Annotated in this window: 9 protein-coding genes and 1 tRNA gene; 3 read left to right on the top strand and 7 right to left on the bottom strand. The window is 49.6% G+C overall.

All coding sequences use genetic code 11. From position 1 onward, the window contains the following. The 6 genes from MES37_RS13835 to MES37_RS13810 all read right to left on the bottom strand — a co-directional run. A partial coding sequence (locus tag MES37_RS13835) for an acyltransferase family protein (protein WP_237931758.1) occupies positions 1-602 on the bottom strand: 602 nt, incomplete at its 3' end. Between the two features lie 333 nt (positions 603-935). Further along, positions 936-1,634 (bottom strand): RluA family pseudouridine synthase, encoded by a 699-nt coding sequence (locus MES37_RS13830; protein WP_133521833.1) that lies wholly within the window; start codon positions 1,632-1,634, stop codon positions 936-938. 92 nt (positions 1,635-1,726) lie between these two features. Then, positions 1,727-4,864 (bottom strand): CusA/CzcA family heavy metal efflux RND transporter, encoded by a 3,138-nt coding sequence (locus MES37_RS13825; protein ID WP_237931756.1) that lies wholly within the window; start codon positions 4,862-4,864, stop codon positions 1,727-1,729. A 10-nt stretch (positions 4,865-4,874) separates the two neighbouring features. Beyond that, on the bottom strand, positions 4,875-6,125 hold the full coding sequence (locus MES37_RS13820; protein ID WP_121815370.1) for an efflux RND transporter periplasmic adaptor subunit: 1,251 nt from the start codon (positions 6,123-6,125) through the stop codon (positions 4,875-4,877). An 85-nt stretch (positions 6,126-6,210) separates the two neighbouring features. Next, positions 6,211-6,555 carry a cation efflux system protein CusF gene (gene cusF / locus MES37_RS13815; RefSeq protein WP_133521830.1) on the bottom strand — a complete coding sequence of 115 codons (345 nt, stop codon included), beginning with the start codon at positions 6,553-6,555 and terminating at the stop codon, positions 6,211-6,213. A 34-nt stretch (positions 6,556-6,589) separates the two neighbouring features. Next, on the bottom strand, positions 6,590-7,975 hold the full coding sequence (locus MES37_RS13810; RefSeq protein WP_133521829.1) for an efflux transporter outer membrane subunit: 1,386 nt from the start codon (positions 7,973-7,975) through the stop codon (positions 6,590-6,592). A 182-nt stretch (positions 7,976-8,157) separates the two neighbouring features. On the opposite strand from MES37_RS13810, the gene MES37_RS13805 reads away from it, so the two are divergent. The 3 genes from MES37_RS13805 to ldtA all read left to right on the top strand — a co-directional run bounded on the left by MES37_RS13805 (position 8,158) and on the right by ldtA (position 11,297). After that, complete coding sequence (locus MES37_RS13805; protein ID WP_064545410.1) at positions 8,158-8,841, top strand: copper/silver response regulator transcription factor; 684 nt, start codon at positions 8,158-8,160, stop codon at positions 8,839-8,841. Continuing rightward, complete coding sequence (locus MES37_RS13800) at positions 8,831-10,273, top strand: Cu(+)/Ag(+) sensor histidine kinase (protein WP_237931754.1); 1,443 nt, start codon at positions 8,831-8,833, stop codon at positions 10,271-10,273. Before MES37_RS13805 ends, MES37_RS13800 begins: the two co-directional genes overlap by 11 nt. A 94-nt stretch (positions 10,274-10,367) precedes the next feature. Next, positions 10,368-11,297 (top strand): L,D-transpeptidase, encoded by a 930-nt coding sequence (gene ldtA / locus MES37_RS13795; protein ID WP_237931760.1) that lies wholly within the window; start codon positions 10,368-10,370, stop codon positions 11,295-11,297. A gap of 97 nt (positions 11,298-11,394) precedes the next feature. Here ldtA and MES37_RS13790 read toward each other — a convergent pair. Beyond that, positions 11,395-11,470 (bottom strand) — tRNA-Asn (locus MES37_RS13790). Positions 11,471-11,556 lie beyond the last annotated feature (86 nt).

Here is an 11,556-nt window from a genome sequence, read left to right as displayed (position 1 = left end):
CTCCCGGGTAACCGTGGGCTGGCGTAAAACGAGAGCGCCAGCGACAACACTCCTGCGGCAATCAGCGCAAACTTAACTCCACGACGACCAAACCAACGCCAAATTAATATGCAGCCCAGTGGCAGCAAAATATAAAATTGCCACTCCAGCGAGAGTGACCAGGTGTGTAGCAACCAATTTTCGTGGGAAGCAATATCGAAATAACCCGCTTCACGCCAGAACTTTAGATTGGAGACAAAGGTTAACGCCGTTACAGCATTGGCCGCCAGTACGCGATAATCTGCCGTGGGCAACCATAACCAGCCAATAATGAGCAACACCACGCATAACACTATTAAAGCCGGAATAATCCGTCGGGCTCGCGCCAGATAAAAAGCCCACAGTGAAAATTTCCCGAGTTCCAGCCCGTTTATGATGATGGCCGTCATCAAGAATCCAGAGATGACAAAAAATACATCAACCCCGGCAAAACCGCCGCCAAATCCAGGTATACCAAAGTGATAAAATACGACTGCTAATACTGACCAGGCTCGCAGCCCATTGACATCATGGCGAAATGCTTTAGGTGTTAGCGAGGCAGGACGGGACAAATTAATAACCATAAGTTACCAGATTCCAGTATATCGCGATAATGCAGCCAACCTGCATCGTGACAAATCAATCCCGACAAGCGCACAAAATACACTTGGGGTGAATATAATTTCATCTCTGACATAACTACCAGGAAACGTGTGCTGAACGACACAAATTTATCCGGGGAATGATTTGTCGGAATGATCAAGCAGACAGTTCTTAATCATTCAGTGAAGCATAATACTTTTTCTCCGCTTTTGCTGGCGGATATATTCAGCGAGTAAATAAAACGATGAAATCATCTATTTCATCAATCAAACCATACGAAAAGTTCTGCTGCGCTATACCATCAGCTTTCCCTTTTAGAACGGGCTGGCGTGATGGGCTTTGATCAACTCCCCGCTAATGGGATGAACAAAATGCAGCTCACTGGCGTGCAGCATTAGCCGAGGTGTTTGTTCTGTGCCTGGCAGCAGGCGGCCACCATACAGGTCGCAACCCAAAATAGGGTGGCCCAATTGCTGGCAGTGGATGCGGAGTTGATGAGTACGCCCGGTTTCGGGGGTGAGCTGTACCCGCGTCAACGGCAGTAACGTCCCGTCTGCCAGTTCATGATAAAAGCGCTCAACGACCTGATAGAAAGAGCGAGCTGGCTTGCCGTGGATTGCGCAAATTGACATCAGCGGGAACAGCGCCGGGTCTTTGGCAATCGCTGCGTCTATCATTCCTTCGTTGTGCTCCACATGCCCACACAGCAGCGCACTGTAAACTTTGGTCACTGTGCGCTGGCTGAATTGTTGGCAAAGGGCGGCATTTATCGCTTTATTGCGGGCAATCACCATCAGCCCGGAAGTTCCGAAATCCAGGCGGTGTACCAGGGTGCAGCCTGCGAATATCTGTACCAGCCGATGATGCACCGAATCGAGATTTTGCGGATTTTTCCCCGACAGGCTGAGCAGCCCGCTGGGTTTATTGATAATGACCAGGTGATCGTCCTGATAGAGATTTTCGATCGTGTCATGGCACGGCGGGGCAATAAAGGTATCGATAATCGTAGACATCAGGCTACCCGGATGAAGAGTGGGTGCGGATGATAACCAATTTTAAACTGACTGGCGAATTTGGCTCCCGGAGCCGGGAGCCGTTTAGTCAGTTAGCTTTTGTGTCGGCGTAGCCAGATTAATTTGTAGGCTGCAGGAATGATAAACATCGATAACAACGGTGCGGTAATCATCCCGCCGATCATTGGCGCAGCAATTCGGCTCATCACTTCTGACCCCGCTCCGGTTCCCCACAAAATAGGTAACAGGCCAGCAATAATCACTGCCACCGTCATCGCTTTTGGCCGGACGCGCAACACCGCGCCGTGGTAAAGCGCATCATCAAGCCCTTCGCTGGTGAACGTTTCCGGGCGCGCGAGTTGCGGATTCGCTTCAATAGCCTGGCGCAAGTACATCAGCATCACCACGCCAAACTCCGCGGAAACCCCAGCGAGGGCGATAAAACCGGTACCGGTGGCGACTGACATATGGAACCCTTGCCAGTACAGGAACCAAATACCGCCCACTAAAGCGAACGGTAGGCTCATCAGAATCAGTAACGCTTCATCAAAGCGGCGGAAGGCCAGATACAACAACACAAAGATAATCACGAGGGTCATTGGCACCATCAGTTTCAGTTTCTTGTTGGCGTGTTCCAGTAATTCAAACTGCCCGGAATACGACACGCTGGTGCCCGGTTTAAGTTTCACCTTTTCATCAATTACCTTTTTCAGATCGTCGACAATCGACACCATGTCACGCCCGCGCGCATCAATGTAAATCCAGTTGGTCGGGCGCGCGTTCTCGGTTTTGAGCATCGACGGGCCAGAGAGGACGCTGACGTCGGCCACATCACCGAGCGTGATTTGCTGCTTCATTGGCGTGAGGATTGGCAATTGTTTTAGTGTTTCCGGGCTATCGCGCAAGCCTTGCGGGTAACGAATGTTGATTGGATAGCGTGCCACACCTTCCACCGTTTCACCCACCGTGGCACCGCCGATGGCAGAGGAGATAAACAGCTGAACGTCGCCCACGGTCATACCATAGCGCGAAGCTTTTTCGCGGTTGATTTTCACATCAATATAGCGCCCACCTTCCAGGCGGTCGGCCAGTGCCGAAGTCACACCAGGAACCGTTCTGGCAACTACTTCAATACGCCGTGCAGTTTCATCCAGGTCGGTAAGATCGGTGCCGGAGACTTTGATACCGATCGGGCTTTTGATGCCGGTAGACAACATATCAATGCGGTTGCGAATCGGCTGAACCCAGAGATTCGCCAGCCCCGGTAAGCGCACCGTGGCATCCAGCTCTTCAATGATTTTGTCGACGGTCATCCCTGGTCGCCACTGATCCTGCGGCTTCAGTTGAATGGTGGTTTCCACCATTTCCAGCGGGGCGGAATCGGTTGCCGTTTCTGCTTTGCCAGATTTACCAAACACCGAAGCCACTTCCGGCACGGTTTTAATCAGTTTATCGGTGGTTTGCAGGATTTGCGCTGCCTGGCCCGGAGAGACACCGGGCAGCGTTGAAGGCATATACAGTAAATCGCCTTCGTTAATTTTCGGCAGGAATTCACCGCCTACTTTGCTGAGCGGCCATATCACGGTAATTATTGATAACACCGCCACCAGCAGCGTTAATTTTGGCCGTTGCAGGACTTTGAGCAAAAACGGGTGATACATCTTTATCAGCATGCGGTTCAGTGGATTACTGTTTTCCGCAGGGATTTTCCCTCTGATCCAAAAACCCATCAGAATAGGAATGACCATAATTGCCAGCAACGCGGAACCGGCCATCGCGTAGGTTTTGGTAAAAGCCAGAGGCCCGAATAAACGTCCTTCTTGCCCTTCCAGAGTAAAAATCGGAATGAACGACAGGGTGATGATCAGCAGGCTGATAAACAGGGCAGGGCCAACTTCAACAGAGGCATCGGTAATCACTTTCCAGCGCGTTTCGTTATCAATACTTTTCCCCGTGTGGTTATGCCCCCAGTCCTCAAGCCGTTTATGCGCGTTTTCTATCATCACAATGGCGGCATCCACCATTGCCCCCACCGCAATCGCAATGCCGCCCAGCGACATCATGTTGGCGTTTAGCCCCTGAAAATGCATGATGATAAAGGCGATACACAGCCCGAGCGGGAGCGAAATAATAGCGACCAGCGCGGAACGCAAGTGCCAGAGGAACAGGGCGCAAACCACGGCGACAACGATAAATTCTTCCAGCAATTTATGGCTGAGGTTTTCAATTGAACGGTCAATCAACTGGCTACGGTCATATGTCGTCACCACTTCCACGCCTTCCGGCAGGCTTTTTTTCAGCACCTCAAGTTTGTCTTTAACCGCGGCAATAACATCGCGCGCATTCTTTCCGGAGCGCAACAGCACCACGCCTCCGGCAACTTCTCCCTGACCATTAAGCTCGGCAATGCCACGGCGCATTTCTGGCCCAATCTGCACACGTGCTACATCCCTTAAATAAACCGGCACGCCGTTTTCGGCGGTTTTCAGCACGATATTATTGAAGTCATCAATATTTTGCAGATAACCACTGGCACGAACCATGTACTCCGCTTCGGACATCTCAACGGACGAACCGCCCGCTTCCTGATTAGAAGAGCCAAGCGCATTTTTCACCTCGCCCAGCGTCACGCCATATTGCGCCAGCTTCATCGGGTTGATCTGGATTTGGTACTGCTTAACCACGCCGCCCACCGAGGCCACTTCCGCGACATTAGGAATGGTTTTTAACTCATATTTCAGGAACCAGTCCTGAAGTGAACGTAATTCGGCGAGATCATGTTTACCGCTGCGGTCAACCAGCGCGTACTCAAACACCCAGCCCACGCCGGTCGCATCAGGGCCAATCTCGGTGTTAACGCCCGCAGGCAACTTAGCTTGCACCTGGTTGAGGTACTCCATGACCCGCGAACGCGCCCAGTACAGATCGGTGCCATCTTCGAAAATCACGTAGACGTATGAGTCACCAAACTGCGAGAAACCGCGCACCGTTTTGGCGCCAGGCACTGAAAGCATGGTGGTCGTCAGCGGGTAAGTCACCTGGTTTTCAACAATCTCAGGCGCCTGGCCTGGGTAGCTGGTCTTAATAATCACCTGAACATCCGAGAGGTCAGGTAAGGCGTCTACCGGCGTGTTGATAATGGTCCAGGTTCCCCAAATGCTCAGGAACAAGGCCGCCATCATTATCAGAAAGCGGTTAGCCACAGAGCGCCTGATAATCCATTCAATCATCTTCGTCTCCTTACTTTTCTGGATGCGCGTTGGCGGAAGCATTGCTCTGACGCATACGATCCAGCGCTCCGCTAATATTGGCTTCCGAGTCAATCAGGAACAGACCACCGACAACAACGGATTCCCCTTCACTCAGGCCTGATTCAATCCCCGTCTGGTTTTGGGATTCATGCAGTACTTTGATTTGCTTCGGCACAAACTGGCCTGCATGATCAACGGTAATCACCCGTTGTTCACGGCCATTGTCGATAACCGCCTGCGAAGGAATCAGCAACATTTCCGGGCTTTGGGTATTGAGCTTCAGGTAGGCGTTCATACCGGGTTTCAGTTGCTCATCTTTATTATCGACTTGCAGGCGCACTTGAAGGGTTCGCGTAACCGGGTCGAGGCTCGGCAGGATTAACCATTTTTCGATGGTGAAAGTTTTGCCAGGGTATGCCGGGACAGAAATCTCAAACTGGGAGGACTCTTTGAGCAGATACACGATAGATTCGGGGACGGCGGCGCTAATCCACACCGGGTCCATGCCCTGAATCTGGGCAACCACTTTATCTTTTGAAATGTTCATCCCGGTTCTCAGATCAAACGCGGTGATCACGCCATCAATCGGCGCTTTAATCGTGAAGCGGGTCTGAATAGAACGCGTGCTGCGTAAGCGCTGAATATCTTCTTCAGACATCCCCGCCAGACGAAGACGTTCGAGCACACCTTTGAGTTGTGTCGCGGAGCCACCGGTTTCAGACAGTAATAGATATTCGCTCTGCGCCTCGACCCATTCAGGGATCGTAATATCCACCAGCGGGGTGCCTTTTTTTACTTTATCGCCAATCGTCAGCGGATAAACTTTTTCAATAAACCCCTCTGAACGCGCTTGTACAATAACAAACTGGTATTCGTTAAAACTGACATTGGCGGGAATCGTCTGGGAATAGGTCAAGCGCCCCATTTGGACTTTTTCAGTTTTCAGCCCCAGATTTTGCACTTGTGCCGGATCGATACGAATGCCCTGATTATTTTCGCTGCTACCTTCATCGGCATATTTCGGCACCAGATCCATATCCATAAAGGGCGACTTCCCGGGCTTATCAAACCTGGTATCGGGTTTCATTGGGTCATACCAAAAAAGCACCTTACGCTCGGTCGATTGCGTGGCCATTTTAGGGACAGAAGCAAAATAGCGGTAAGCAGCAACGGATATTATCCCTCCGACGATCAGACTGCTGATAATAAGCGCAGTATTTTTTATTTTTAAAGAAGCCATATTTCTTCCTGATAAATAAAATGGCAAGCGGGATTTGTAGGGTGGATAAGCGATAGCGTCATCCACCATTTTGAAGTGAACCTCACTAATTAGCCTTAATTTCCTGAAGCAGAGAAGTATTACCTTGCTGAATAAAACTAAAATTTACATTATTCCCAGCTTTCAGTGATTTAATATTGGCGTCTAATTCGCTGAAGGTAAATCGCATGGTCATTGCTGGCCAACTGACTGCCGGAATAGCCTCATGTGCAATCGTAATTTTCTTGTTTTTAGTATCAATATCTTTGATGACACCCTTGGCCGTAATCACTTGCTGTTGTGCGGCGGTAAGGGTGGCAACCGCATCGCTTTGGGGCGATTCTGCTGCCTGAACTCCGGCAACCATAGCAACTGAGAAAATGCCAAATAAAGCAATTTTAATTGAACGCATATTAATGATTCCTCTGATATCAAAACGAAAATAATTATTGAGTCCAGCCGCCACCCAGAGCCGTAAACAAGGTGATTTCATTAACTTGTTGAGAATATCTCAGGTCGAGTAATGATTGCTGTGTTGAAAATAGTGAACGCTCTGCATCGAGTACCTCGATATAACTCACGGCACCGCTGGAATATAACCCTTTGGCACGTTGTAGCGTGATTTGCAGTGAGGCAAGATAACGTTGCTGTGCCGTAATTTGTTGGCTGATGGTTTCACGCAGCGCAAGAGCATCAGCAACTTCTTTAAAAGCGGTCTGAATTTTTTGCTCGTAATTGACAACAGACTGCTGCTGGCGAATTTTTGCCAGTTCAAGGTTGGCACTATTACGCCCGGCATTGAAAATAGGAATTTCAATTTTCGGGACGAAATTCCACATCCCACTGGCAGGATTAAACAGGCTTGAAAGCTCGGTACTGCTGCCTGAAACCCCACCCGTCAATGAAATAGAAGGGAAGAATGCGGCCCTGGCGGCACCAATATCGGCATCGGAGGCTTTTAACAGATGTTCGGCTTCCAGAATATCGGGCCTTTGCAGCAAGATCTCAGAAGATAAATTCGGCGGAAGCTGTACCGGATTAATATCTTTGTCGCTGTGGATTTGGTCATCAGGTTGAGCGGTATAAGTTCCCAGTACCAGTTGCAGTGCATTGTTCGCTTGTGCCAGTTCACCTTCTCTTTTGGCGATTTCTGCACGGGTACTTTCAATCAAGCCACGAGATTGTTCTAACGCCAGTAAGTTAGTACTGCCGGTGATAAGCTGTTTTTCCACAAAGGCATAAGATTGCTGGTAATTCTGGAGTGTTTCTCGGGCAATATTCAATTGCTCAGCCGCCAGTCGCTGGTTGAAATAGCTCTGCGAAACATTAGAAATCAGCAGAATATGCACTGCCCGCTGTGCTTCCTCACTGGCAAAGAATTTTTGCCGGTCGGCATCACTCATGTTTTTCAGTTTGCCGAAGAAATCCAGTTCAAAGCTAAGGGCCATACCTGCTTCATATTTTTGGTCAGTGGAACTGTCACTTTTTAACCCGCCACTGTAGGTAGTTTCTGCCGAGGCGTTGAGCTGCGGGTATCTGTCGGCGTCCGTGACATTGTATTGCGCACGGGCTTCCTGAACTTTTAACGCCGCCATCCGCAGATCTCGGTTGTTTTGCAGTGCGGTATCGATAAGCCTGATGGCCTGCGGATCGGCAAAGAAGTTACGCCAGCCGGTGTCCTGATAACCGGCCGTTGCCGGAACCAGTGCATTTTTCGAGAGTGAGAAACGCTGCGGGACTGGCGTTTCAGGGCGCTGATAATCGGGTGCCAGCGAAATACACCCTGTCAGAATGAATAACGTACTCAGTGTTAAAAGCTTAAGTTTGAACATGTCACTTCTCGTCCCTGCAAGCCGGTTACATCAGGCTGATAAATTCTGCAGACACTTTACGGGAGCGACTCTGTTGGGTGAGTGACAGGATAATGACAAAGCTGTCATTTTGCGCTTATCTCATTGATCTCGCCCTGTTGCCCACTAGAATGGCACCACCACACTGAAAGGGAGGAGAGGTTGTGAAAATATTAGTCGTCGAAGATGAGGCCAAAACCGGTGAATATCTGTGCAAAGGTTTGAAAGAGGCCGGTTTCGTCGTTGATCTCGCAGACAATGGTTTGACGGGTTACCATCTGGCGATGACCGGTGATTACGACCTGGTGGTACTGGATATCATGCTTCCTGACGTGAATGGCTGGGAAATCGTCCGCATGCTGCGGGCCGCGAAGAAAGGGATGCCGGTCCTGCTGCTTAGCGCCTTAGGCACCATTGAGCATCGTGTGAAAGGTCTTGAGCTGGGCGCGGATGACTACCTGGTAAAACCTTTTGCTTTTGCAGAGCTGTTGGCTCGCGTCAGGACGCTGTTACGCCGTGGCTCGACAGTAATCGCCGAAAGCCAGTTTCAGGTGGCCGACCTGACACTTTTTTTGGTTTCCAGGAAAGTGACCCGTGGCGCAAGCCGTATCACGCTGACCAGCAAAGAATTCACACTACTGGAGTTCTTTCTGCGCCACCAGGGCGAAGTCCTGCCGCGCTCTCTTATCGCCTCCCAGGTTTGGGACATGAATTTTGACAGTGATACCAATGCCATTGATGTTGCGGTGAAGCGGTTACGCGCCAAAATTGATAACGATTTTGAACCTAAATTAATCCAGACCGTTCGCGGTGTCGGGTATGTTCTTGAGGTGCCTGATGAAGATTAGCGCGAAACGTCGACCTTTATCTCTGGCAGTCAGGTTGACCTTATTTATTAGTCTTTCGACTATTCTCGCTTTTCTGATCTTTACCTGGGTGATGATAAATTCAGTAGAACAACATTTTTCTGAGCGGGATGTTTATGATCTGAAACAAATCAGTTCAGTGCTGGAAAATATCATCAAAGAACCGAAAAAAAGTGAAGCGCAGAAAATAGAAAAGCTCAGTGACATCCTGACCAGTTACCAGAATATTACGGCTTTGCTTCGTGACGGGAATAATAATATTCTTTATCATTCGTCTAAAGGTGCCGACCTGAGTGCTATTCTTCCCTCACAATATCCGGGTGCAGGAAAGGTACTATTGTGGTCCGGGAAAATGAGTGAAAATGAAAAACACTCTACTATGGCGAATAAAAACACCATTTACCGAATTATAGAAACACCCATTAAAACATCTGAAAATACCCATGAGGCGCCTTATATTTTATTGACGGCAATGTCCTTTGACTACCACCAGCATTACATTGATACGCTAAAGGTGGACCTTATTTATATTGCCCTGGCAATCAGTGTTTTGATTGTTCTCATTGTTTTATTTGCAGTTTATAAAGGGCACCAGCCATTAAGAAATGTCAGCATGAAAATAAAAGACATTTCTTCTGAGAACTTAGATGTCAGACTGGAGCCAGACCGGGTGCCGATTGAGCTTGAACAACTGGTTATTTCTTTTAATCATATGCTTGAACGGATAGAAGATGTGTTTATCCGCCAGGCTAATTTTTCTGCGGACATCGCCCATGAAATACGCACGCCGATTACCAACCTGGTGACGCAGACGGAAATTTTATTAAGCCAATCAAGAAGTAATGATGAGTTGAAAGAGGTTCTTTACTCTAACCTCGAAGAATATAATCGCATGGCGAAGATGACCAGCGACATGCTCTTCCTGGCTCAGGCGGATAATAACCAACTCATTCCTGAACAAGTGACGCTCGACCTCAGGGATGAAACCAGCAAAGTCTTCGAGTTTTTTGATGCCTGGGCTGAGGAGCGCGGCGTCCGCCTTGCCATTAACGGCGATGCTTCCAGAGTCAAAGGTGACCCACTGATGCTGCGCCGGGTGATTAATAATCTTGTCTCCAATGCGATTCGCTATACTCCCGGCAACATGACAGTCACCGCGCATATTAATGAACGCGAAAGATGGGTTGACCTGATTATTGAAAACCCAGGAACACCTATACCTGAAGAGCATCTCAACCGATTGTTTGATCGCTTTTATCGCGTTGACCCGTCAAGGCAAAGAAAAAGTGAGGGCAGTGGGATTGGCCTGGCCATTGTAAAATCTATTATTACCGTCCACCAGGGTAAAATTAGCGTGGCTTCAGATGCGGTTTCAACTCGCTTTACCATCTCACTGCCCAAAATTTCCGACTGACTCCCGCTTATCATTTTGTAAGACTTTCCTCACAAAAAACTCAACGGAGGGTTATATTTAGCTTATCTATATCATGTTTGAGAACAGGGAAATGATGATTCGATTATCCTGGCTGGCCCTGGTGCTTGCCTCCGTTAGCAGTAGCGCTCTGGCAGTCAGCTATCCGCTACCACCCGAGGGTAGCCGCCTGGTCGGTGCGCCGTTAACCATTAGCGTTCCGCAAGGGAATACCCAGCCGCTGGAGTATTATGCCGCGCAGTACGGGCAAGGTTTCAGCAATATGCTGGAAGCCAACCCAGGTGTCGATCCGTTCCTGCCAAAAGCGGGTATCCAGTTGATCATTCCACAGCAGGTGATTTTGCCGGACACCGTACGCCAGGGCATTGTGATTAACGTCGCCGAAATGCGGCTTTACTACTACCCACCGGAGAGCAACACGGTGGAAATCCTACCTATTGGTATTGGCCAGGCTGGGCGCGAAACGCCGCGTAACTGGGTGACGAGGGTGGAGCGTAAGCAAGAAGCTCCGGGCTGGACACCAACGGCGAATACCCGGCGCGAGTACGCGAAAGAGGGTAAAACCTTGCCAGCGTACGTGCCACCAGGTGAGGAAAACCCGATGGGGCTTTACGCGATTTACATCGGCAAGCTGTACGCTATCCACGGCACTAACGCCAACTTTGGTATTGGCCTGCGCGTCAGCCAGGGGTGCATCCGTCTGCGTAAAGACGACATAAAATATTTGTTCGATAACGTGCCGGTGGGGACGCGCGTGCAGTTTATTGACCAGCCGGTGAAAGCAACCGTCGAGCCAGACGGGCGGCGTTGGCTGGAAGTGCATGAGCCGTTGTCCCGCAACCGTGCGGAGTTTGAATCTGACAATAAAGTCCCACTGCCTATCACCCCGGCACTGCGCAATATGACCGAAGGTTACGACGTGGATGCCGCCACAGTCAGTGCCGCGTTATCCCGCCGTTCCGGGATGCCGGTGCCGATTAGCATGGTATCCGGAAAAACCGGGTAGTTTTAAATACTGGGATAAGGGCAGGCGCGGGAATTCGAGACGCGAAAAGTAAAAACATAAAAGCCCGCTTAAGTTTCCTTAAGCGGGCTTTCGAATTTGGCTCCTCTGACTGGACTCGAACCAGTGACATACGGATTAACAGTCCGCCGTTCTACCGACTGAACTACAGAGGAATCGGTTAACGGGGCGCATATTAACGATTAGCTCGTGGCATGTCAAAGGGTTCGCGCAAAACTTTTTTGTTTGCTCTTTTTATAGT

Source organism: Buttiauxella sp. S19-1 (assembly GCF_022134725.1).
Classification (GTDB): Bacteria; Pseudomonadota; Gammaproteobacteria; order Enterobacterales; family Enterobacteriaceae; genus Buttiauxella; species Buttiauxella ferragutiae.
This window is presented reverse-complemented; position numbering and strand designations above follow the sequence as displayed.

Bases quoted from the DNA above. Each gene is read 5' to 3' on its own strand.
- MES37_RS13830 (WP_133521833.1), bottom strand. From the start codon at position 1,634: ATGTCTACGATTATCGATACCTTTATTGCCCCGCCGTGCCATGACACG.
- MES37_RS13825 (WP_237931756.1), bottom strand. From the start codon at position 4,864: ATGATTGAATGGATTATCAGGCGCTCTGTGGCTAACCGCTTTCTGATA.
- MES37_RS13820 (WP_121815370.1), bottom strand. From the start codon at position 6,125: ATGGCTTCTTTAAAAATAAAAAATACTGCGCTTATTATCAGCAGTCTG.
- cusF (WP_133521830.1), bottom strand. From the start codon at position 6,555: ATGCGTTCAATTAAAATTGCTTTATTTGGCATTTTCTCAGTTGCTATG.
- MES37_RS13810 (WP_133521829.1), bottom strand. From the start codon at position 7,975: ATGTTCAAACTTAAGCTTTTAACACTGAGTACGTTATTCATTCTGACA.
- MES37_RS13800 (WP_237931754.1), top strand. From the start codon at position 8,831: ATGAAGATTAGCGCGAAACGTCGACCTTTATCTCTGGCAGTCAGGTTG.
- ldtA (WP_237931760.1), top strand. From the start codon at position 10,368: ATGATTCGATTATCCTGGCTGGCCCTGGTGCTTGCCTCCGTTAGCAGT.